Source organism: Nocardioides anomalus (assembly GCF_011046535.1).
Lineage (GTDB): Bacteria > Actinomycetota > Actinomycetes > Propionibacteriales > Nocardioidaceae > Nocardioides > Nocardioides anomalus.
Genome location: NZ_CP049257.1, coordinates 3,607,615 through 3,629,208, shown reverse-complemented (window position 1 = coordinate 3,629,208; position 21,594 = coordinate 3,607,615). Strand labels below are relative to the sequence as shown.

The following is a 21,594-nucleotide window of genomic DNA, read 5'->3' as shown; positions in this document are numbered from 1 at the left end:
CGTGGTGCGGGTGAGCGACCGGAGCGACCGAGCCCGCCCGCTGCGCTCCGGCGTCGTGACACCCGTGGGTGACGACGTCGCCGCGTGGCGCGACCAGGGTGCGGGCGCTGGCGGTGGCGGCCACGCTGACCGACGCCCGGGTCGGCACGTGGGTGTGCGCGTCGCCGGTGCGGCCGTCCGTGGACCACCGCGTGCTGCCGGCGAGGAGTTCGGGTTCAGCTGCGTCGTGCTCGGCGCCGAGCCCGCCGCACCGCTGGCCCGCGTCGTGGCCGAGCTCGCCGGCACCTGAGCCGGCGTACCCCGGGGGCCGCCGGGGTCCTCCCCGATGCCGGCGTTGGCGGCGGCTGGGACAGTGGAGGCATGGCGGAGGGAGCGCGGGTCGCGGCGCGGGTCGCGAACCTCACCAAGACCTACGGCGAGGGTGAGACCAGGGTCGTCGCGCTCGACGACGTGACCCTCGACCTGATGGCCGGGGAGTTCACCGCGGTGATGGGGCCGAGCGGCTCGGGCAAGTCCACGCTCATGCACTGCCTGGCCGCGCTCGACACCGCCGACTCCGGCTCGGTCATGATCGGCGACCAGGAGCTGACGGTCCTCAAGGACAAGGCGCTGACCCGACTGCGGCGTGACGCGATCGGCTTCGTGTTCCAGTCCTACAACCTGGTGCCCACGCTCACCGCGCGGGAGAACATCCTGCTGCCGATGTCGATCGCGGGCCGCAAGCCCGACCGGGAGTGGTACGACAACGTCATCGCCACCGTCGGGCTGGCCGACCGGCTCGACCACAAGCCCAACGAGCTGTCCGGGGGCCAGCAGCAGCGGGTCGCGGTGGCCCGGGCCCTGGTCAGCCGGCCGACCGTGGTCTTCGCCGACGAGCCGACCGGCAACCTCGACTCCGCCTCCGGGGCCGAGGTGCTCCAGCTGCTGCGGCGCAGCGTGGACGAGCACGGGCAGACCGTGGTCATCGTGACGCACGACCCGGTCGCGGCGGCGTACACCGACCGGGTGCTGTTCCTGGCCGACGGCCGGGTCGTCGACGAGCTGCGCGCCCCCGACCGCGACCAGGTCCTGGAGACCATGGCCCGGTTGGCCGAGCCGACGCCGACGCCAGGGCGCGCCTGAGCCCGTGATCCGCGCCTCGCTCAAGAGCCTGCTGGCCCGTCGGGTCCGGCTGCTGCTCAGCACCTTCGCCATCGTGCTGGGCGTCGCGTTCGTGACCGGCATCCTGATGTTCTCCGACACCCTGGAGCGCAGCTTCACCGCGCTGTTCTCCTCGCGCGTCGGCGACGTCGTGGTCCGCCCGACCGGCACCGACGTCGCCCAGGCCGGCCTGACCGGCACGACGCAGACCGTGCCGGCCTCGCTGCAGCAGACCCTCGAGCAGCTGCCGGGCGCGGCGCGGGTGGACGGGCGCATCGACGCCAACGGCGTGTACGTCGTCGGCACCGACGGCAAGGTCGTGGGCGGCTCCGGACCGCCGGCGCTGGGCGCCAACTGGAACGACGCGCCGGCCGGCCACGGCATCGAGTCCCTGACCCTCCTCGAGGGCCACGCGCCGCTCGGTCCGGACGAGGTGGTCATCGACGAGACCACGGCCCAGCAGGCCGGCTACGAGATCGGCGACGAGGTCTCGATCGTCACCGCCACCCAGTCGCTCGACGTGCACCCCGAGCTGGTCGGGCTGGTCGGCTTCCGGGAGGGCGGGTCGCTCAACGGCGCGACGTACGCCGCGTTCGACACCCCGACGGCGCAGCAGCTGTTCCTCAAGGGCCAGGACGCCTACAGCACGTTCTGGGTGACCGCGGAGGACGGCGTCTCGCAGGCCCGGCTGGCCCAGGAGGCGAACGCCGCGCTGCCGGACGGCACCGAGGCCGTCACCGGCGACAAGGCTGCCGACGAGGCGGCCGGGCCGCTGCTCGACGGCATCGACTTCCTCACCACGATGGTGCTCATCTTCGCCGCGATCGCCCTCGTGGTGAGCACGTTCATCATCGTCAACACCTTCTCCATCCTGGTCGCGCAGCGCAGCCGCGAGCTCGCGCTGCTGCGCGCCCTCGGCGCCACCAAGCGCCAGGTCATCCGCTCGGTGCAGCTCGAGGCCTTCGTGGTCGGCGTGGTCGGCGCGACGGCCGGCCTCGGCCTCGGCGTCGTGCTGGCCACCGGCATCCGCTCGCTGGTCGGCGCGCTCGGGCTCGACCTGGCCGAGCAGCCGCTGGTCCTCCAGGCGCGGACCCCCGTGGCGGCGTACGCCATCGGGATCGTGGTGACCATGGTCGCGGCGTACCTCCCGGCGCGGCGGACCGGCCGGATCGCGCCCGTGCAGGCCCTGCGCGACGACGTGGCGCTGCCGGAGTCCTCGATCCAGCGGCGACTGGTGCTCGGGATCGCGCTCATCGTGCTCGGGATCCCGCTGGTGGGGGTCGGGTTGTTCGTCGACGGCGCCCCGCACAACGGCTGGTGGGTCGGCGGCGGCGTGCTCGCCGTGCTGCTCGGTGTGACCGCGGCCAGCCCGGTCATCGGCCGGCCCTTCCTGCGCGCCACGGCCGCCGCCGACGCGCGGCTGTTCGGCCCGATCGGCCGGCTCGCGGGCCAGAACTCCCTGCGCAACCCGCGGCGCACGACGGCCACCGCCTCGGCCCTGATGATCGGGCTGACCCTCGCCTTCACCGTGGCCATCCTCGGCTCGTCGGCCAAGGCGTCGGTGGACAAGACCGTGCGCGAGAACTTCATCGGCGACTTCATCGTCAGCAGCGCCTTCGGCCGGGGCTTCTCCTCGACGATCACCGAGCGGTTGGCCGACGTGCAGGGCGTGGACAAGGTGCTGGGGGAGCGCTTCGGCTTCGGTCTCTACCGGGGCAAGACCTCCGACGGGATCGGGCTGGTCGCCACCCAGGCCGACCGGATCCGCGACTTCGACCTCACCACCACCTCCGGCAGCCTGGCCGACTTCGCGGACGGGACCGTGCTGCTCAAGGAGGACTGGGCGCGCGAGCACTCGCTGCGGGCCGGTGACACCTTCGACATCACCGTCCCCACCGGCAAGCAGCAGTGGACGGTGGCCGGGATCGTGGAGGACAGCCCACTGGTCTTCGGGCCGGTGCTCACCACGACCGGGACCCTCCTGGCCTCGGGCTTCCCCGACGAGGACAACTACGTGGTGGTCTTCGGCCAGCCGGGGGCGACCGGCCTGCAGCAGCGCCTGGACCAGGTGGTCGAGGACCTGCCGGTGGTCACGGTCAAGGACGAGCAGGCCTTCGCCGCCGAGCAGCGCGCCCCGATCGACCGGATCATCACCATCATCTACGTGCTGCTGGTCTTCGCCGTGGTCATCGCGATCCTCGGCATCATCAACACCCTCGCGCTCTCGGTCATCGAGCGAACCCGCGAGATCGGCCTGCTCAGAGCCATCGGCGTGAGCCGCCGGCAGCTGCGCACGATGATCCGCCTGGAGTCGGTGGTCATCGCCGTGCTCGGCGCGGTGCTCGGCGTGCTGCTCGGCATCGCCTTCGGCGTGACGCTCATGTACGCCCTGCGCGACCAGGGCCTCGAGGTCATCCACATCCCCGTCGGCCAGCTGCTGCTGTTCCTGGTGCTGGCCCTGGTCATCGGCGTGCTCGCGGCCGTCCTGCCCGCCCGCCGCGCCGCTCGGCTCGACGTACTGCGGGCCATCGCCACGGACTGACGCGCCGGCATACCCACGGGGGTGTGGCCCCGATGACCCCTGCGGGTGACCCCGAGGGGCTAGTCAGGATCGTCCGTTCGGCCAGTCGGCGGTCCGGCCAAAGTCGGGACGGCGCCGCGAGCCCCGGTCTAGTCTGGCTCGCATGACGGAGGTGCTGGTGAAGGATGCGCGGGCGCTCAAGCACGTCCAGGTGCGCGAGTACGTCCGCTCCCTGTGCGCCGGCATGTCGCCCGGATCGCCCGCCCCGAGCGAGCGCGAGCTGGTGGCGCAGTTCGGCGTGGCCCGGATGACCGTGCGCCAGGCCATGGACGCCCTGGTCGTCGAGGGCCTCCTCGAGCGCATCCCCGGCAAGGGCACCTTCGTGGCCCGCCCGCGCCGCTCGACCAGCAGCCTCACGAGCTACACCGAGGAGATGGCCCGCCGCGGCATGCTCGCCGAGAGCATCACGCTCCTGGCCCGGCGCGAGCAGGCCGGCCCCGGCGTGGCCCGCGCCCTCAACGTCAGCGAGGGCGACCCGGTCATCCACTGGAAGCGCCTGCGGCGTGCCGACGGCCAGCCCATGTGCATCGAGGACGCCTTCCTCAACGAGATCATCCTGCCCGGCTTCCTGCAGTCCGGCATGCCCACCAGCCTCTACGAGGCCCTCGACCAGCGCGGCCTGCGGCCGACCTGGGCCGAGGACTCCATCAACGCCGACATCTCCTCGCCCGAGGAGGCCGGTCACCTCGAGGTCGAGCCCGGTGCGCCGGTGCTGCGCCACTCGCGGCGGGCGCTGAACGGCGACAAGGTCGTCGAGGTGTCGAGGTCGGCCTTTCGCGCGGACCGGTTCACGCTCTGGGTCCAGATCGGGCAGGACTTCTAGCGACCGAGGTGGTCGCGCGCCCACAGCGCGGCCGAGGTCCGGTCGGCCACGCCGATGCGGCGGAACAGGCTGCCGACGTGCGCCTTGACGGTGCGCTCGGTGATGCCGAGGCGGCGGGCGATCTGCTTGTTGGCCAGGCCCTGGGCCACGAGCTCGAGGACCTCGCGCTCGCGCGGGCTGAGCGCCTCGGCGTCCTCGTCCTGCGCTGCGGTCGGCTCCAGCAGCGCGGCAGTGACCCGCGGGTCGATCGGCCCTGAGCCCGCGGCCGCCGAGCGGACCGCGGCCAGCAGCGTGGCCGGCTCGGAGTCCTTGAGCAGGTAGCCCACGGCCCCCGCGCGCAGGGCCTCCTGCACGCGGGCGGTGTCGGCGAACGACGTCAGCACGACGACCCGCGCCGTCGGCACCTCGCGCAGCAGCCGGCGGGTGGCCTCGACCCCGTCGAGGACCGGCATGGACAGGTCCATGAGCACCACGTCGGGCGCGGTCTCGACCGCGCGGGCCACGGCCTCCTCGCCGTTGGCGGCCTGGCCGCAGACGGCGAGGTCGGCGGCCGCGTCCACCAGGCCGGCCAGCCCGGCGCGGACGAGCTGGTGGTCGTCGACGAGCAGCACCTTCGTCAGCGCTCCGCTCACGGGACCGGCACCTCCAGTCGCCACGCGGCGCCCGCGCCGGGCGCGGACCGGACGGCCAGGCGGGTGCCGTGCTGCTGCGCGGCGTCGCGCAGCAGGGGCAGGCCGATGTGGCCGGCGTCGGGGTGTGCGAACGCCGCCTCCGGGTCGAAGCCCACGCCGTCGTCGGTGAGCTCGAGGACCACGAGCGGACCGCTCCGGGTCAGGGTCAGCCGCGCGGCGCTCGCCGCGGCGTGCTTGGCCACGTTGCGCACCAGCTCCTGCGCGACGTGGAAGACGTGCTGGGCCTGCTCGGCGCTCAGCGCCTCCACCGCGGCCGGCTCGATGTCGGTGGTCACCACCACCTCGCGGGGCGCGAGGCCGCCGAGCAGGTCGGCGAGCGCGCCGGTGAGCCCGGTCCGGGCCAGCGTCGCCGGGTAGACCTCGACCAGCAGCGAGCGCAGGCCCCCGATGCCGGAGCGCACCGCGGCGGCCGCCTCGTCCAGGGCCGTGGCCAGCGCCGGCTGGTCGGCGTCGCGGGCCTTCTGGGCGGCGCCGGCCACGACGAACGCCGTGCCGGCCAGCTCCTGGACCGGGCCGTCGTGCAGTGACGCGGCGACGCGACGCCGTTCGGTGTCGGAGGCCGCCAGGGCCTGCTCCAGGAGCCGCTCGCGCTGCTCCTGCAGGCCGCGCAGCCGGCGTACGAGCGAGGTCACCAGGGGCAGGAGCAGCAGGAATAGTGCGACCAGGCTGGCGGCGGTGATCACCGCGAAGCCGCCCCAGATCTCCCCGGTCCGGGTGACCACCGAGTCGTAGGGCGAGTAGGTCTCGAAGAGCAGCGGCGTCCCGTCGGGGGTGTGCACCGGCAGGTAGACCTCGAGCAGCTTGCCGCGGTCACGCTCGTAGACGTTCTCCGGCTCGTCGAGGTCGGTGACCTCCGCCCCGCGGCCCGAGCCGCGCGACAGCATCTCGGCCTCCTCCTCGTCCAGGCCGAACTGCCGCCCGACGAGCCGCGGCTCGTCGGAGTAGACGACGGCGCCGTCCGCGCTCCAGATCTTGACCCGCACGACCGCGTCGTTGAGGACGTGGTCGCGCACCGCGCGGTCGAGGGTGGCCAGGGCGCCGGGGTCGCCGGCCACCACCGCGTCGGTGAGCACGGGCTCGACGACCGCGCGGGCCAGCGTCTGGGTCCTGCGGGCGGCCGCGTCGACGGCCTCGCTCTCGGCCTCCTGCCGCGACGCCCACCCGCCCACGGCCACCACCCCGGCCAGCACCAGCAGGGTGAGGGCACCGACCTGGACCAGGATCCGCCGGTGGGTGACCGGCCGCCCGGCGACGGCCGCGCGGCGTACCGCCGTGAGCTCCAGCCACCCGTCGTCCTGGCTCGCCGCGGGCCGTGCGGTCCGGGTCGTACGCGGCGGGGGCATGGGCACCATCTTCGTCGGCATCGGGTGGGAGCGGAGCGGACCGCCCAGGGCCACGGGGGAGGTGGCCCTGGGCGGTCGCGGGGTGGGGTGTGTCAGCCGCCGATCGGCGTGGGGTTGGTCGGGTCGGGCGGGACGGGCAGCGAGCCGCGGATCTGGTTCTGCGCCTGGCAGCTCTGGGTGCAGTTGGTCGCGCCCTGGCTCAGCTCGATCGCGTCCTCACCGAGCACGCCGCCCATCCGGCCACCGGAGGTGACCGACCAGGTCGTGGTGGTGCCGGTCTGCGAGGTCTTGGTCGCGACCTGCGGGCTGTCCTTGCCCAGCAGCATGGCGTGGTAGCCGGTGCTGCTCTGCGCGGGGCTGACCGCGTCGACGCCGCTGCCGAAGTTCACCTTCCCGGTGAACGGGTTGACGAAGTAGAACAGCGTGGGGCCGAGCGTGTGGGTGATGGTCACCGCGGTGCCGAACTCCGGCTCCATCTGGAAGATGCCGCCCTGCGGCTGGTCCTTGGCCTGGACCTTGAGCTTGCCGGCCGCCGTACCGAACGTGGCCACGAGCGTGTCGTCGCGCACCTGCAGGTCCTGCAGCACCGGGCGCGCCAGCTGGGCCGCGCTCAGGCTCGGGACCTTGCTGGCGAAGACCACGGTCGGGCCGGTGACCATCCGGTCCGGAGCCGGCGCCCCGGTCAGCGTGTAGTCGTAGACGCCCAGCGTGGCCGGGTCGATCGTGAACGACGTGTGCACCCCGGTCACCTTGACCGTCCCGCGGACCGTGACGTCACGCAGCTTGGCGTCCTTGCCGGCCGCCGGGTTGTACGTCGTGCCGTTGACGGTCACCGCGTAGTCGCCGACGCTCCCGCCCGTGGCGGTGCCGCCGGGCTTGTCGTCGCCGGCCTCGCCGCCGCCCTTGGCCGTCGCGGTCGGCGCGAGGGCCAGGCCGAGGACGGTCGTGGCGGCCGCGAGCAGCGCGGTGGTGCGCAGGGCTCGTCGGGTGGTGCGGTGCATGGGGGGCTCCCTGGTCGGTGTCCGCTCCCTGGTGGGGCGGTAGGGCCTAGTGAGCCAGAGGTCAGGGACTAGTTGAAAGGTGAACGGTGGTACTAGTACCTGGGGTCGTTGTGTTGTGTCTGGGTGCTGCTTCTCGTGGTGCGGGCTCTCGGGTCCGGCCGCCTGTGGACTGACCCGGCCTCCGCCGGATCCGGTGTTCACCGTCGAAGGCAACCGACGCCGTGTTGCACGCGGCTGCTTCCAGCCCGCTTGCGTCACGTATGCGTGCCCCACGCCGCGGATTCAGCCTTCGACGGCGAACCCCGGCCCGGCGGGGGCCGGGTCAGCCCACAGGGGGCCTGGCCGGGTGCACCGCCCTCGCCTCCGCCTTCACGTGGTTGGGGTGGGTGGCGTGGGGTGGCGGGGCGGCGGCGGCTTGTAACGCTCAGTTACGGGAACTCCGGACCCGTTCGAACGGGTCGGTAGTTCCCGTAACTGAGCGTTACAAGTGCTGGGTACCGGAGGTGAGCGCGGCTGCCGGAGGCGGCCGCGCATTGCGGGCGTGGCGGAGCCTCGCCCTTGAGCGCGCGGTTACCGCGCCGACCGGGACCCGCTGTCAAGGACGAACTCCCTCGGCGCGAAGCGCCCCCGCAGTTCGCCACGAAGTGGCGCGCAGCGTCCTTGACAGCGGGAGTCGGGGTGGTAAGCGCGCGGCCGCACGCAATTGATGTCCGTGAGCAGGTCAGGCGCCCACGGGCTAGCCGAGAGCCCAGGGCCTCAACAGCTCACAGTGCCCCAGTCTCCACGACCCATCGGCCCGCGCCCAGCGCAGACGAGGCGCCTTCAGCGGCCCAATGCGCCGAGGGGCGCGACCACGTCGCCGGACTCCTCGCAGACCCACACGGGGTCGGGGCCGCCGAGGTCGGGCTGGATGTAGAGCGAGTGCTCCGGGCCTTCGCAGTTCAGGCACAGCGGCCAGCGCCCGGAGACCTCGAAGAGGCCGTCCTGGACGTCCTGGGCGACCAGCCCGGCGACGTACACCTGGCCCTCGGGCCACTGGTCGGCCCACCACTCGCGGGCGGCTACGGCGTCCTCGAGCAGGCTCACCGCCTGCGCGGACGCGTGGCCGCGGGCCTGGAGGTCGGCGAGGACGCGGGCCCTCGCATCGAACAACGGCACGGTGTCCACCCGCCCATTGTGTGCCCCCCGTGGTGACGCGCCGAGCCCTACGCTTCCTCCATGGGGGTGGTGCTCGAGGTCGCGGTGGCGCACGAGCGTGACGTGGCGGGCGCGCTCGAGGGGGGCGCGGACCGGCTGCACGTGGCCACTCCGGCGGGTGAGCCGCTCGAGCCGGTGGTCGTCTCGGCCGTTTGTCGAGAGGCGGGGGCGGTGCCGGTGTTCGCCGCCGTGACCCGGGCCGAGCAGGTGCCGGTGCTGCGCGAGTTGGGCGTGGCCGGGGTGTCGGTCGGGTTCCTGGACGCCGACCTCGAGGTGGACGTCGAGGCGTGCGCGGCGCTGGGGGACGTGGCGTGGCAGTACGTCGCACTGGACCACGCGCTCGACCCGCGGCGCTCGTGGCGGCGGCTGGCCGGGCCGCCGGCGCTGCCGGGGCTGGTCGGCGTGCGGTCGGCGGGCTCGCCGCGTGGGATGTCGGAGGGCTACGACGACCTCCAGGCCGCCGCGGACGCCGACCCGGCCGTGGCCGCGCTGCTGGTGCCGGGCGACGGGCTGCTGGCCGAGCACGTGCCGTGGCTGGTGCGCGCGGGGGTGCGGGCGTTCCACGTCGACCTCCAGGCGCGCCCCAGCGGCTCGTGGAAGGCCTACGTGGCCCCCGACCTGGTCCGCTCGTGGCGACTGCTGCTCGACGGCGCGCTGGAGCGCCTGTGACGCTGATGATCGACCCGCCCGCCGTGCCGTCGCGGGGCCGGCTGTGGTCGCACCTGGCCAGCGACAGCGACTACGAGGAGCTGCACGCCTTCGCCCGCGAGCTCGGCATCCCCGAGCGCGGCTTCGACCGCGACCACTACGACGTGCCCGCCGAGTGGTACGACGACGTGCTGGCCCGCGGCGTGGAGCCGGTCAGCTCGCGGGAGCTCGTGCGGCGGCTGGTCGCCGCGGGCCTGCGCCGCCGCAAGAGCCAGGTCGACGGGGGCTAGCGCGCCGCGCGCCGGTACTGCACCGGCCACAGCTCCTCGGCCTCGACGCCCAGCTCGTAGGCCGCGCGCAGCGGCCAGTGCGGGTCGCGCAGCAGCTCGCGGCCCAGCAGCACCACGTCGGCCGAGCCCTCGGACAGGATCTCCTCGGCCTGCTTGGGCTCGGTGATGAGCCCGACCGCGCCCGCCGGCACGCCGGCCTCGGTGCGCACCCGGCGCGCGAACGGCACCTGGTACCCCGGCCCGGTCGGGATGTCGGCCTGGGCGTTGCCGCCGCTGGAGGTGTCGACCAGGTCGACGCCCGCCTCATGGAGCAGCCCGGCCAGCCGGACCGTGTCGTCGCCGGACCAGCCGCCGTCGACCCAGTCGGTGGCCGACAGGCGCACCAGCACCGGCGTGCCCTCGGGCACGCGGCGCCGGATCTCGGCGACGACCTCGAGCAGCAGGCGGGCGCGGTGCTCGAACGGCCCGCCGTAGGCGTCCTCGCGGTGGTTGGACAGCGGGGAGAGGAACTCGTGCAGCAGGTAGCCGTGCGCCGCGTGCAGCTCGAGCACGTCGAAGCCGGCCATCACGGCTCGCACCGCGGCCTCGCCGAACGCGGCCACGACGGCCTCGATCTCCTCGAGCGTCAGCGGCGCCGGGTCCTCGCGCAGCCCGGGGAACGGCACCGGCGAGGGCGCGACCGGCTGCCAGCCGCCGTCGCCGTCGGCCACGCCGCCGCGCTCGCCGGTGAACCCGGAGTACGTCGAGGCCTTGCGCCCGGCGTGCGCGAGCTGGATGCCCGCGGTCGCGCCCTGCGCGTGCAGGAAGGCCACGATCCGCGACCACGCGGCCTGCTGCTCGTCGTTCCAGATCCCGGTGTCCTCCGGCGAGATCCGGCCCTCGGGCACCACCGCGGTCGCCTCGGTCAGCACCAGCCCGGCGCCGCCGCGCGCGAAGGAACCCAGGTGCACCAGGTGCCAGTCGTTCGGCACGCCGTCGACGGCGGAGTACTGGCACATCGGTGCGACCCACACCCGGTTGCGGATGGTCACGTCGCGCAGGGTGATCGGCTCGAAGAGGTGGCTCACGTGAGGGCACAACCACGGGCGGGCGGCCCGGATTCCGTGACCTACGCCAGGTCGGCGAGCTCCCGCTCCACGTTGGCCCGCGCGGCGGCCTCCCACCGCTCCCGGGCGTACGCCGTGTGGAACAGCCGCGGCTTGGCCGCCAGCCCGCGCAGCACCTCGGCCCGACCGGCGCGGAAGACGTCGTCGTCGAGGTGGGCGTACTCCCGGCGCACGGCGGCGACGTACTCCTCGTACCGCTCGCGGGGCGCGGCCAGGATGCCGAGGTCGGCGTCGGAGAGCGCGCAGCCGTTGGCGTCGGCGTCGTCGGGCGTGTGGGTCTCGGTGAGCCGGACCAGGCGGGCGACCTCGGCCACGACGGCGGCCGGCGCGACCGCGGCGAGCGCGTCCTCGGCCCAGGTGGCCGAGCGCTCCTCCGCGTCGCGCTCGCCGTCGTAGACCGCGTCGTGGAAGTACGCCGCGAGCAGCACCGGGGTCGCGTCGTAGCCGACGCCGTGGGCGGCCAGCTCGTCGAGCCGGTCCAGCACCTCGCTCAGGTGGCGCGTGTCGTGGTAGCCGCGGCTCGGGTCGGCGTACGCCGCCACGACGGCGTCCCGGACCTCGGCGGACTCGGGCAGGGGCCATCTGTCACTGGCGTCCATCGCGCTCATCCAACCCGCTACTGTGCGACCGGACAAGAACCGGAACGTGTTCCACCCCCTCGGAGCAAGGAGCGACCGTGCCCGCCAGCCCGGAGAAGATCCGCGAGGTCATCGAGCAGTACGTCGCCCGGGTGGCCACCGGCAGCACCGCCGAGGTCATGGCGCTGTTCGCCGACGGCGCGACGGTCGAGGACCCGGTGGGCAGCGGGGTGCGCAGCACGCCTGAGGCGATCCGCGAGTTCTACGCCACGCTCGAGGGGCTCGAGCAGGCCGGCGAGGTGCTGAGCGCACGCATCGCGGACGGGCAGGCGGCGTTCCTGTTCGAGCTGCGGACCCGGGCCGGCGAGCAGACCTTCACGCTGGCGCCGATCGACGTGATGACCTTCGACGACGACGGCCTGATCACCTCGATGAAGGCCTACTGGTCCGACGCGGACCTGCAGGTCAGCTAGCGGACCCGTCGGCCGGCGGGGTCATGGCCCACCGGATGGTGCCGGTGGCCAGCCCGCCGAGCACGCGCACCACGGTGCGCTCGGAGACGGGCAGGTAGGGCAGGCGCAGCGGCAGCCGGGTCCAGGCCGGCATCAGCCCGATGGCGGCGGCCGCGATCACGGCGTACGGCGCCCGCGCGGCCAGCGGCAGCGGCGGCTTGAGCAGCACGTAGCGCACGGCCTCGCGGGCCTCCGGGGTGCCGCGCAGCTCGGGGCGGTACGCCGCGAGCGCGTCGGCCAGCTCGGCCTCGGTGGTGGGCGGGTCGACGACCCCGAGGCGGGCGCCGATCTCGGCGATCTGGGCGACGTACTCGTCGCGCCCGGCCTGGTCCAGCGGCGCGCGGCCGTAGACCTGGTGGGCACGCAGGAAGCTGTCGGCCTCGGCGGCGTGCACCCACGCCAGCAGGTGCGGGTCGCTCGCGGCGTACGGCGTGCCGTCGGGCAGCTGGCCGATGACCCGCTCGTGGATGCGGCGCACCGCGTCGACCGCGGCCTGGGCGTCGTCGGCCGCGCCGAAGGTGGTGACCGCGAGGAAGGTGCTGGTGCGGTGCAGCCGGCCCCACATGTCGCCGCGGAAGCCGGAGTGCTCGCTCACCGCGAGCATGGCCGCGGGGTGCAGGGTCTGCAGCAGCAGCGCGCGCAGCCCGCCCACGAACATCGAGGCGTCGCCGTGCACCTGGGCGATGGCGCTGTCGGGCGCGAACCACCGCGGCCCCTCACGCAGGTGGATCCGGTCGCGCTGCTTGGGCCCGTCGGGACCCGCGACCCGCGCGAACAGCGCCTGGCCGAGGCGGCCTCGTACGTCCGGCAGGGGGAGGGAGGCCATGGCTCCAGCCTACGAACGGCCCCTGACGTCTCAGGCGGTGAAGGTGCGCAGCCAGACGGTCTGGTCGGAGCTGCGCAGCTTGTCCAGGGCCGGCTCGCTGATCGCCTCGGTGGCGTCGGTGACGACGTAGCCCTGCTCGCCGCGCGTGGCGAGGTACTGCCCGGTGATGTTGGCGCCCTGCTCGGCCAGGTAGGCGTTGAGCTCGGCCAGCACGCCCGGCACGTTGACGTGCAGGTAGGCCAGCCGGACGCCCTCGGTGAGCGGCGGCGGCTGGACCGCGGGCAGGTTCACCGACAGCGCGGTGCTGCCCTCGGCGACGTACGTCGCGAGCTTGCCGGACACGAACCAGCCGATCTCCTCCTGCGCCTCCTGGGTCGAGCCGCCGACGTGCGGGGTGAGGATGACGTTGTCCAGCCCGCGGAGCACGGACTCGAACGCGTCGCCCTGGGCCTTGGGCTCGACCGGGAAGACGTCGAGCGCGGCGCCCGCGAGGTGGCCGGACTCGATGTTCTCGCGCAGCGCGACGTCGTCGACGACCATGCCGCGCGAGGCGTTGATGAACATCGCCCGCGGCTTCATCGTGGCGAACTGCTCGGCGCCGAACAGCCCGGCGTTCCCCGGCCGGCCGTCGACGTGCAGGCTGACCACGTCGGCCTCGGCCAGCAGCGCGTCGAGCGAGGCCATCCGGCGCGCGTTGCCGTGGGCCAGGCGGTCGGCGGTGTCGTAGAAGACGACCCGCATCCCCATCGCCTCGGCCAGGTTGGACAGCTGGGTGCCGATGTTGCCGTAGCCGACGATGCCGAGCGTGCGGCCGCGGACCTCGTGGCTGCCCTTGGCCGACTTGTCCCAGACCCCGTCGTGCATCTTCCACGTCTTCTCGGTCAGCCGGCGGGCCAGCGCGATGATCTCGCCGATCACCAGCTCGACCACGCTGCGGCTGTTGGAGTACGGCGCGTTGAAGACCGCGATCCCGCGCCGGGCCGCCTCGGCCAGGTCGACCTGGTTGGTGCCGATGCAGAAGCAGCCGACCGCGACCAGGTCGGTGGCCGCCTCGAAGACCCGCGGCGTGAGGTGGGTGTTGGAGCGGATCCCCAGCACCTGCACGCCGTCCAGGCCCTCGACGAGCTCGTCCTCGGAGAGGGAGCCGACCCGGAGCTCGACCTCGTGGCCGCGAGCGCGCAGCTGCTCCACGGCGACCGGGTGGATGTTCTCCAGCAGCAGGACCTTCACCCGTCCAGGGTAGGAGGCCCCGCGGAGCACTCCGGGACCCGCACGCTCCCGTGGGACGGCTACCGTCGCCACCATGGCCGCCCCCAAGACCGCCCTCGTCGTCGCCGCCGGACTCGTCGGCGGGTACGCCGTCGCCCGCTACAGCGGGCACCGCGAGCTCGGTGGCGCCGTGCTGCTCGCCGCCGGCGTCCTGGCCGGCCGCTCCTGGCTGCGCACCACCGGCGTCGGCACCACCGCCGCGCTGGCCGGCACCTACGTCGTGGCCTTCGGCGCCTCGCACCCGCTGGCCAAGCAGGTCGGCGCCTGGCCCTCAGTGGCGATCGTCACCGCGGTCGCCGCCGGCGCGGCGTACGTCGTGGCGGACCGGCGGGCCTAGCCCGGCTACTCGCGGCGCTCGTAGCGCCGCGGCAGGATCCGGTCCGGTGCCTGCGCGCCCTCGGGGAACTCGCAGGTGAAGGTGCCGTCGTAGCCGAACAGGAAGCCGAAGACGGGGTTGGTGACCTCCAGCTCGATCCGGTAGGCGCCCGCGGCGTCGTCGTACCACTCGTGCAGGTCCGCGCGGCCGCTGAAGAGCATCGGGAAGCAGAAGCCGAACGGTCCCTCGTAGAAGCGCTGGGCGTCCGAGCGGATCCGCAGGCTGCCGTCGGGCTCGGCGCGGACCTCGAGGTCGACGGCGAGGTGCTGGTGGGTGCCGAGGTAGTCCACGACGTGGCCGTCGCGGGCGCGGATCATGGTGGCGTCGAAGCGGCGGGTGCGCCCGCGCAGCTCGTACTCGCGGACGAAGGTGACCGCCTCGCGGCCGAGCGGGTCGCGGTAGGGGTAGTTGTGGATGGTGAACGGCACCTCGGTGCCGGTGTCGGGCACCAGGATGTTGCGCATCCTGCCGATCTGGAGGAACGGCACCGTCCACCAGGGCCCGCGGCGGATCCGGTGCATGGTGCCGTGGCCCACGCAGGCGTAGCCCGCGTCCAGGCCGACGCCGAAGCGCCGCTGGAGCATGGGGTGCAGGCGCTCGAACTCCGCGCCCATGGCCTGGGCGAAGACGCTGCTGCTCCTCACGGCGCGGCCAGCCCGTCCAGGGTGGCGGGCGCCGCCTCCATCACCCGACCGTCGTGCGCTCGCCGCCGGCACCGCGCGGCTCGCGGCCGCTCGGGGCGCCACACCCACAGCACCGAGCGCAGCGGCCACCGCTCGGGCTCCTCGCCGCGCTCGGCCCAGATCCGCAGCCGGTCGAAGCTCCATGCGGTGAGCCAGCCGACGGCGCGACGAAGGACGATCCGGTCGGCCAGGCCGCCCCAGCCGGGCCGGTAGTCGTAGCCGGTGGTGAACCGCACCCCGCTCGCGGTGGGCTCGTAGCGCCAGTAGCCCCGGCCGTCGCCGAGCGGCGAGAGCCGGTCGGGTGTGGTGAAGCGCAGGGCCGAGGTGCGCGTGCCGTCCGGGCGCCACTTCTCGCCGAGCGTCGTCCCGGTGCCCGCGAGCACACGGCCCGGGAGCCGCAGCTCGTAGCGGAACCGCTGGCCGCCGCCCGGGAGGTCGGCGACCGGCTCGATGGCGCTGAAGCGCGCGTCCCAGCGCGGGTGCAGGTCGGTGTCCTGGGTCAGTCGCCACACCTCGTCGACGGGCGCGGCGATGTCGACCGAGACGTAGATCGGCGGGCCGCCGCGGTGAGCCACGGGGTCAGTGTGCCGTGCTCGCGTGCCCTTCGAGGTACGCCGCGACCAGGCCGCCGAGCGTGGGCAGGTGGTAGCCGCCCTCCTGGACCGCGACCGCCGGGAGCCCGGTGGCGCCGAGCAGCCGGCCGGCTTCGCGGTAGCCGGCCTCGGTGACCTGGAGCGGGCTCTCCGGGTCGTCGGCGGCGGCGTCCACGCCGAGGGAGACGACCAGCGCGTCGCAGTCGCCGACCCAGGAGGCCAGGTCGGCCACGGCGCTGAGCCACGCGTCGTCGCCGGTGCCCTCGGGCAGGGGGTGGTTGCGGGTGGCGCCGGCTCCGTCGCCGGCGCCGGTCTCGTCGGCGTACCCGCAGACGTGGGGGAACCAGCCCGCACCCGGGTCCACGTGGACCGAGCCGTAGCGGACGTCGGCGCGGGCCCAGAAGATCGCTGCCGTGCCGTTGCCCTGGTGGGCGTCGACGTCGACGATGCCGACGCGCTCGGCTCCGCGTGCGCGGAGGACCGTGGCGGCGACCGCGGCGTTGTTGAGGTAGCAGGAGCCGCCGTAGCCGGCCGGCGTCGCGTGGTGGCCGGGCGGTCGGCACAGCGCGTAGGCCAACCGCTCGCCGCCGCTGACCATGGTGGCCGCCTGGACCGCGCAGTCCACCGCGGTGCGGGCGGCCTCCCACGTGCCGGGGCCGACCAGCGTCATCGTGTCGTAGGCGAACCGGCCGGCGTCGGCGTGGATGGCCACCGCGGGCCTCGTGGGGAGCCCGGCGGTCATCGCGGGCGTGGGGAACAGGTAGGGCACCACCCTGCGCTGGCCGACCAGGGCCTCGTACGGTCCCGCGGCCCAGCGGTCGGCGGCGGTGCGCAGGAAGTCGACCAGCTCTGCGTCGTGCACCGCGAGGAGCGCGTCGTCGGGCTGCGGTGTCGCCTCGACCCGCGGGTGGTCGGCGAGGGCCGCGAGGATGGCGTCGACGCGGTCGGCGCGCTCGGTCCCGTCCGTGGGTACGCCGACCCAGACCTCGTGCTGCGGGTCGTGGTCGCGGGTCCGGGGCGACCAGACGACAGGTGCGGCGTACTGACTCATGGGTCAGTATGAGCACATGCCACGCGCTCGTGACCTGGGGATCGCGATCGGCACGCTGCCGACCGGCCCCACGAACTCCGTGCTGGACGTCGAGGGCGTGGGGCTCGGCCACGCGACGCTGACCGACGGCACGGCGCGGACCGGGGTGAGCTGCCTGCACCTCGCGGACGACGCCTACCCGCGTCCGCTGGTCGGCGGCGGCGCCGTGCTCAACGGGCTGGGGGACTGCACCGGGTTCCTGTCGCTGGAGGAGTCCGGCCTGCTCGAGTCGCCGGTCTGGCTGACCGCGACCAGCCAGGTCGGTGCGGTGTACGACGCGGCGTTCCGCCTCGAGCTCGAGCGGCATCCGGCGATCGTGGACGACGTGTTCGTGCCGGTCGTGGCCGAGTGCGACGACTCGCACCTGCACGACGTGCGGGGACCGGGCGTGACGCCGGCCGACGTGCGATCCGCGCGGGAGGCCGCGCTGGCCTCGCGCGGCTCCTCGTCGCCGCCCGGGGAGGGCTCGGTCGGGGGCGGTACCGGGATGTCGTGCCTGGGCTTCAAGGGCGGCATCGGCACGGCGTCACGGGTGGTGCCGTCGGGCCAGACGGTGGCGGTGGTGCTGATGACCAACTTCGGGCAGCGCTCCCGGCTCACCGTGGACGGCGTACCGGTGGGGCGGCTGGTGCCGCCGCCTCCCGCCGACCCGCCGCGGCCGGCGGGCTCGTGCATCGGGGTCGTCGTCACCGACGCCCCCGTCGACCCGCTGGGCTGCGAGCGGCTCGCGCGGCGGGTCGGGCTCGGGCTGGCCCGGACCGGCTCCACGGCGCACCACGGCAGCGGCGAGATCTTCCTGGCCGCCTCGACCACCGCGCGCACCGACCGCGACGGGGCCGACGTCGGCGCGACGCCGCGGCTGGCCATGCGGGCGCTGGACGACCTGTTCGAGGCCGTCGTGGACTGCGCGGAGGAGGCGGTGCTCAACTCGCTGCTGGCCTCGCCCACGATGACCGGGCGCCACGGCCACGTCTCGGAGGGGCTCGACCCCGACACCGTCGTCCGCCTGCTGGGGGAGCACGGCCGTGCCGGGCACTGAGCGCACCGTCCGCCTGCCCATGGCGGACGGCGTCGAGCTGGCCCTCTCCCTGTTCCTCCCCGAGGGCGGGCCGCAGCCGTGCCTGCTCGAGGCGCTGCCCTACCGCAAGGACGACCTCACCTCGTCCTACGCCGAGCACTACCGCAAGCTGCGCGACACCTACGCCTACGCCGTGTGCCGGGTCGACCTGCGTGGGACCGGGTCGTCGGGCGGGGACGCGACCGACGAGTACCCCGCCACCGAGCTGACCGACCTCGGTGCGGTCATCGCGTGGCTGGCCCAGCAGGAGTGGTGCGACGGGAACGTCGGGATGTTCGGCACGTCGTACAGCGGCTTCAACTCGCTGCAGGTCGCGGCCGAGCGGCCGCCGGCGCTCAAGGCGATCGTGGCCATCTACAGCAGCGACGACCGGTGGGCCGACGACGTGCACTGGCGCGGCGGCGCGCTCAAGCTGACCGACCTCGTGGACTACTGCCACTACATGACGCCGATGTGCCTGCTCCCGCCCGTGCCGTCCGAGTGGCCCGGGGACTGGCGCGCGGAGTGGCGGCGTCGGTGGGAGACCAACGAGCCGTGGCTGCTGACCTGGCTGCGCGAGAACCGGGACGGGCCGTACTGGCAGGCCGGGTCGCTGCGCCACCTCGGCTACGACCGGATCGAGTGCCCCACGATGATCGTGGCGGGGTGGGCCGACGGCTACCGCAACAACACCTTCCGGACCGTCGAGGGGCTCGGTGCGGCCGGTACGCCGTGGCGGCTGCTGGCCGGGCCGTGGGCGCACGCCGCGCCGGAGACGGCCATGCCGGGCCCGCGGCTCGACCTCGACGCCGAGATGGCCGCGTGGTGGGACCGGTGGCTGCGCTCGTCCGGTGAGGGGGAGTGGACCAACCGGGCCGACGTCTTCGTGCGGACCTCGACCGTGCCCGAGCCGGACCTCGACCTCCACGCGGGCTACTGGGTGTCCGGGCCGTGGCCGCCGCAGCCCTCGACCCAGACCCTCGAGCTCTGGGGCGAGCGGTCGCTGGTCGTGGAGCCGGACGTCGGCACCGCGGCGTGGATCGACTGCGCCGGCCACCTGCCCTGGGGCCAGTCCGGCGACCAGCGCGAGGACGACGCCCGCTCGCTGACGTGGGACTTCCCGCTCCAGCCGGTGATCGTCGGCCAGCCGCGCTTGGTCCTGCACGTCACCGCCTCCGAGCCGCTGGCCTCGCTGTCGGTCAAGCTCTGCGACGTCTTCCCCGACGGCACCTCCGCGCTCATCACCCGCGGGACCGTGGACCTGGCCAACACCTCGTCGCCGGTCGACCTGCTGCTGGACGCGTGCGCCTACGAGCTCGACCCCGGTCACGTGCTCCGGCTCTCGGTGGCCGGCGCCGACTGGCCCAACACCATCGCCCCGCCCGCGCCGCTCACCCTCACCGTCAGCGGCGGCAGCCTCGACCTCCCGCTGTGGACCGACTCCGGCGTCGCACCGCCCGACTTCGTGCCCGGCGCCGAGCACTCCGGCGAGGACGGCTCCGACGTCACCTGGGCCATCACCCGCGACGTGCTGCGCCGCACCACGACCGCCACCACGCACGTCGTGTCGTCGTACGAGACCCCGGGCGGCGGCACCGCCCTCGAGGACTACCGCGGCGAGGTCGGCGTCGACCGGCGCACCTTCGCGCAGTGGGCCGACGCGAACACGACGTACGCCCTCACCTGGCCCGGCGCCGACGTCCGCGTCGTGTCCACGCTGCGCGTCGACATCGGCGCCGACGGCTACGACGTGGTCATCGTCGCCGACGCGTGGGACGGCGGCGAGCCGTTCGGGCACCGGGAGTGGCGCGAGCACGTGCCGCGCTGACGGTTGGCCCGGCCCCGTCCGGGTAGGGCTCGGTCGTGCCGACGACCTGTCGCGCTTCGCCCGCACGTCGGTGTTCCTGCAGATGCTCGGACCCGGCTTCCCGGTCGGCGTGCTCCTGGGGGCGCTGCTCGTCCCGCCCGACGGCGACGTCGGCGCCAGCGCGGTGCTGAGCCGGTCGTGCGCGGCCGGCGCAAGCGGCGGCTCCCGGCGTACCTCATGACGCAGGGGCGGCGGCCCGGACCGGCCCAGGCCGTGGCCGCGACGGTGGTCGGGGACGGGCCGGCGCGGCGCGTAGGGCTGCTGGCGCCCGAGTCGGCCGTGCTGCCTGCCGGGGCGCCGCTGCTGGCGGCCATGGCCGCGGGGCTGGTGGTCGGTGTGGTCCTGGGCTTCTGGGCGGGGCACCTGCTCCCCTGACCTGCTGAAACGCCGTGAAAGCGGTGCGAAACCGGGGTGAAAGCGGCGGCGCCCACGCTGAGGTCATGAGCACCACCGCCGCGGCCCCGACCGCCTCCCACACCTACCCGTCGCTGCGCGCAGCGTGGATCCCGCTGGCCGCGCTGTGCCTGGCCTTCTTCGTCGAGATGGTCGACAACACGTTGCTGTCCATCGCGCTGCCGACCATCGGCCGCGACCTGGGCAGCGGGACGACGGCGCTGCAGTGGGTGACGGGCGCGTACTCGCTCACCTTCGGCGGCCTGCTCCTCACCGCCGGCTCGGTGGCCGACCGGCTCGGGCGGCGGCGGGTGCTGCTCGTCGGGCTCTCGGTCTTCGGGCTGCTCAGCCTGGCCGTCGTGGCGGTGAGCAACGCGGGCGAGCTGATCGCGCTCCGGGCCGGGCTGGGCGTCGCCGCGGCGATGATGGCGCCGATCACCAACTCGCTGGTCTTCCGGCTCTTCGACGACCAGGCCCTGCGGATGCGGGCCATGACGGTGATGATCGTGGTCGGCATGTCCGGCTTCGTGCTGGGCCCGGTCCTCGGCGGTACGGCGCTCACCCACGTCTCGTGGCAGTGGCTGCTGCTGGTCAACGCGCCGGTCGCACTGATCGCCTGCATCGGCGTGCGCTTCGGCGTGCCGGCCGACCGCCGCGAGGACCTCACCGACGACGTCCTCGACCTGCCCGGCGCCGTGCTGAGCGTGGCCACCATCGGCCTGGCCTGCTGGTCGCTGACCAGCGGCGTGGAGTACGGCTGGCTCTCCCTGGCCACCCTCGCCTCGGTGATCGGCGCCCTGCTCGCGCTGGCGGCGTTCGTCGGCCACGAGCGGCGCAGCGCCGCCCCGATGCTGGACCTGCGGCTGTTCGGCAACGGCACGGTCCGCGGCGCCGCCCTGGCCCAGGTCGGCACGTCGATCGCGATGGCCAGCGTGCTGTTCGGGCTGATCCTGCACTTCCAGTTCGCCTACGGCTGGAGCCCCGTCCGCGCCGGCCTGGCCAACCTGCCGGTCATCGTCACGATGATCCTGGCCACGCCGCTCTCGGAGTGGCTGGCCGCGACCTTCGGCCACCGCATCGCCTGCCTGGTCGGCGCGGCCTTCCTCGGCGGCTCGCTGGCCGGGCTGGCCTGGGGCGTCGAGCACGGCTACCTCGCCATCGCCGTCGCCATGGTCGCGATGACCATCGGCCTGCGCACGGTGATGACGATCTGCGCCATCGCCCTGGTCGACGCCCTGCCCGCCAACCGCACCTCGGTGGCCGCCGCGCTCAACGACACCGCCCAGGAGGTCGGCACCAGCGTCGGCACCGCCGTGGTCGGCACGCTCATCGCCGCGCTGGTCACCACCTCGCTCCCAGCCGGCGTGTGGAGCAGCGACCTGGTCGCGTCGTTCTTCCACGGCGAGCGGATCACCTACGGCGTGCTCGCGGTCGTGGTCGGCCTGGTCGCCGGGATCGGTGCGCTCAGCCTCACCGACTCGCGCTCGACCGACGAGCACCCGGTCGAGGCCTGAGCGGCCGGCTCAGCC

Annotated in this window: 23 protein-coding genes; 12 read left to right on the top strand and 11 right to left on the bottom strand. The window is 74.3% G+C overall.

All coding sequences use genetic code 11. The features are described from left to right. Positions 1-148: 148 nt before the first annotated feature. The 4 genes from G5V58_RS18240 (at position 149) to G5V58_RS18225 (ending at position 4,544) form a co-directional block, all read left to right on the top strand. Positions 149-289: a hypothetical protein gene (locus tag G5V58_RS18240; protein WP_165235928.1), complete on the top strand. Its 141-nt coding sequence runs from the start codon at positions 149-151 to the stop codon at positions 287-289. Positions 290-360: 71 nt separating this feature from the next. Further along, entirely contained in the window at positions 361-1,122 is a 762-nt protein-coding gene (locus tag G5V58_RS18235; protein WP_165235925.1) for an ABC transporter ATP-binding protein, read from the top strand. Positions 1,123-1,126: 4 nt separating this feature from the next. After that, positions 1,127-3,682, top strand: a complete 2,556-nt coding sequence (locus tag G5V58_RS18230) for an ABC transporter permease (RefSeq protein ID WP_165235922.1) — start codon at positions 1,127-1,129, stop codon at positions 3,680-3,682. 142 nt (positions 3,683-3,824) lie between these two features. Beyond that, entirely contained in the window at positions 3,825-4,544 is a 720-nt protein-coding gene (locus G5V58_RS18225) for a GntR family transcriptional regulator (RefSeq protein ID WP_165235919.1), read from the top strand. On the opposite strand, the gene G5V58_RS18220 is transcribed toward G5V58_RS18225, so the two are convergent. The 4 genes from G5V58_RS18220 to G5V58_RS18205 all read right to left on the bottom strand — a co-directional run bounded on the left by G5V58_RS18220 (position 4,541) and on the right by G5V58_RS18205 (position 8,747). Then, positions 4,541-5,176 (bottom strand): response regulator, encoded by a 636-nt coding sequence (locus G5V58_RS18220; RefSeq protein WP_230486727.1) that lies wholly within the window; start codon positions 5,174-5,176, stop codon positions 4,541-4,543. The genes G5V58_RS18225 and G5V58_RS18220 overlap by 4 nt on opposite strands. Further along, complete coding sequence (locus G5V58_RS18215; protein WP_165235916.1) at positions 5,173-6,579, bottom strand: sensor histidine kinase; 1,407 nt, start codon at positions 6,577-6,579, stop codon at positions 5,173-5,175. Before G5V58_RS18215 ends, G5V58_RS18220 begins: the two co-directional genes overlap by 4 nt. A gap of 92 nt (positions 6,580-6,671) precedes the next feature. Continuing rightward, a complete protein-coding gene (locus G5V58_RS18210; protein ID WP_165235913.1) occupies positions 6,672-7,580 on the bottom strand; it encodes a hypothetical protein in 909 nt (302 codons plus the stop codon). A gap of 822 nt (positions 7,581-8,402) precedes the next feature. Further along, positions 8,403-8,747 carry a hypothetical protein gene (locus tag G5V58_RS18205; RefSeq protein ID WP_165235910.1) on the bottom strand — a complete coding sequence of 115 codons (345 nt, stop codon included), beginning with the start codon at positions 8,745-8,747 and terminating at the stop codon, positions 8,403-8,405. A gap of 51 nt (positions 8,748-8,798) precedes the next feature. Here G5V58_RS18205 and G5V58_RS18200 point away from each other — a divergent pair, with 51 nt between their 5' ends. Further along, a complete protein-coding gene (locus G5V58_RS18200) occupies positions 8,799-9,446 on the top strand; it encodes a copper homeostasis protein CutC (protein WP_165235907.1) in 648 nt (215 codons plus the stop codon). A 5-nt stretch (positions 9,447-9,451) separates the two neighbouring features. Then, entirely contained in the window at positions 9,452-9,715 is a 264-nt protein-coding gene (locus G5V58_RS18195; protein WP_230487376.1) for a DUF4031 domain-containing protein, read from the top strand. Here the strand turns inward: G5V58_RS18195 and G5V58_RS18190 are convergent. Continuing rightward, positions 9,712-10,782, bottom strand: coding sequence for an NADH:flavin oxidoreductase/NADH oxidase (locus G5V58_RS18190; protein ID WP_165235901.1), 1,071 nt, complete (start codon positions 10,780-10,782; stop codon positions 9,712-9,714). The two genes, G5V58_RS18195 and G5V58_RS18190, sit on opposite strands and share 4 nt — an antisense overlap. A gap of 41 nt (positions 10,783-10,823) precedes the next feature. Then, positions 10,824-11,420 carry an HD domain-containing protein gene (locus G5V58_RS18185; protein ID WP_165235898.1) on the bottom strand — a complete coding sequence of 199 codons (597 nt, stop codon included), beginning with the start codon at positions 11,418-11,420 and terminating at the stop codon, positions 10,824-10,826. A 77-nt stretch (positions 11,421-11,497) separates the two neighbouring features. Here G5V58_RS18185 and G5V58_RS18180 point away from each other — a divergent pair, with 77 nt between their 5' ends. Continuing rightward, entirely contained in the window at positions 11,498-11,872 is a 375-nt protein-coding gene (locus G5V58_RS18180) for a nuclear transport factor 2 family protein (protein WP_165235895.1), read from the top strand. Here the strand turns inward: G5V58_RS18180 and G5V58_RS18175 are convergent. Further along, positions 11,865-12,737: an oxygenase MpaB family protein gene (locus G5V58_RS18175; protein ID WP_165235892.1), complete on the bottom strand. Its 873-nt coding sequence runs from the start codon at positions 12,735-12,737 to the stop codon at positions 11,865-11,867. The two genes, G5V58_RS18180 and G5V58_RS18175, sit on opposite strands and share 8 nt — an antisense overlap. A 30-nt stretch (positions 12,738-12,767) precedes the next feature. Then, positions 12,768-13,967 carry a phosphoglycerate dehydrogenase gene (serA, locus tag G5V58_RS18170; protein WP_165235889.1) on the bottom strand — a complete coding sequence of 400 codons (1,200 nt, stop codon included), beginning with the start codon at positions 13,965-13,967 and terminating at the stop codon, positions 12,768-12,770. 73 nt (positions 13,968-14,040) lie between these two features. Between serA and G5V58_RS18165 the strand changes: the two genes are divergently transcribed. Further along, positions 14,041-14,343: a hypothetical protein gene (locus tag G5V58_RS18165; protein ID WP_165235886.1), complete on the top strand. Its 303-nt coding sequence runs from the start codon at positions 14,041-14,043 to the stop codon at positions 14,341-14,343. A gap of 5 nt (positions 14,344-14,348) precedes the next feature. Here G5V58_RS18165 and G5V58_RS18160 read toward each other — a convergent pair whose 3' ends face one another. The 3 genes from G5V58_RS18160 to G5V58_RS18150 are packed head-to-tail and all read right to left on the bottom strand — an operon-like array spanning position 14,349 to position 16,709. After that, complete coding sequence (locus G5V58_RS18160; RefSeq protein ID WP_230486726.1) at positions 14,349-15,026, bottom strand: DUF4166 domain-containing protein; 678 nt, start codon at positions 15,024-15,026, stop codon at positions 14,349-14,351. After that, positions 15,023-15,640, bottom strand: a complete 618-nt coding sequence (locus tag G5V58_RS18155) for an SRPBCC family protein (protein WP_230486725.1) — start codon at positions 15,638-15,640, stop codon at positions 15,023-15,025. Before G5V58_RS18155 ends, G5V58_RS18160 begins: the two co-directional genes overlap by 4 nt. Before the next feature lie 4 nt (positions 15,641-15,644). Beyond that, positions 15,645-16,709 carry a histone deacetylase family protein gene (locus G5V58_RS18150; protein ID WP_165235883.1) on the bottom strand — a complete coding sequence of 355 codons (1,065 nt, stop codon included), beginning with the start codon at positions 16,707-16,709 and terminating at the stop codon, positions 15,645-15,647. Between the two features lie 16 nt (positions 16,710-16,725). On the opposite strand from G5V58_RS18150, the gene G5V58_RS18145 reads away from it, so the two are divergent. The 4 genes from G5V58_RS18145 to G5V58_RS18130 all read left to right on the top strand — a co-directional run bounded on the left by G5V58_RS18145 (position 16,726) and on the right by G5V58_RS18130 (position 21,579). Then, on the top strand, positions 16,726-17,787 hold the full coding sequence (locus G5V58_RS18145) for a P1 family peptidase (protein ID WP_165235880.1): 1,062 nt from the start codon (positions 16,726-16,728) through the stop codon (positions 17,785-17,787). Then, positions 17,774-19,633, top strand: a complete 1,860-nt coding sequence (locus tag G5V58_RS18140) for a CocE/NonD family hydrolase (RefSeq protein ID WP_165235877.1) — start codon at positions 17,774-17,776, stop codon at positions 19,631-19,633. The genes G5V58_RS18145 and G5V58_RS18140 overlap by 14 nt, the downstream gene beginning before the upstream one ends. 177 nt (positions 19,634-19,810) lie before the next feature. After that, on the top strand, positions 19,811-20,047 hold the full coding sequence (locus G5V58_RS18135) for a hypothetical protein (protein ID WP_165235873.1): 237 nt from the start codon (positions 19,811-19,813) through the stop codon (positions 20,045-20,047). A 65-nt stretch (positions 20,048-20,112) separates the two neighbouring features. Beyond that, on the top strand, positions 20,113-21,579 hold the full coding sequence (locus tag G5V58_RS18130; protein ID WP_165235870.1) for an MFS transporter: 1,467 nt from the start codon (positions 20,113-20,115) through the stop codon (positions 21,577-21,579). Positions 21,580-21,594 lie beyond the last annotated feature (15 nt).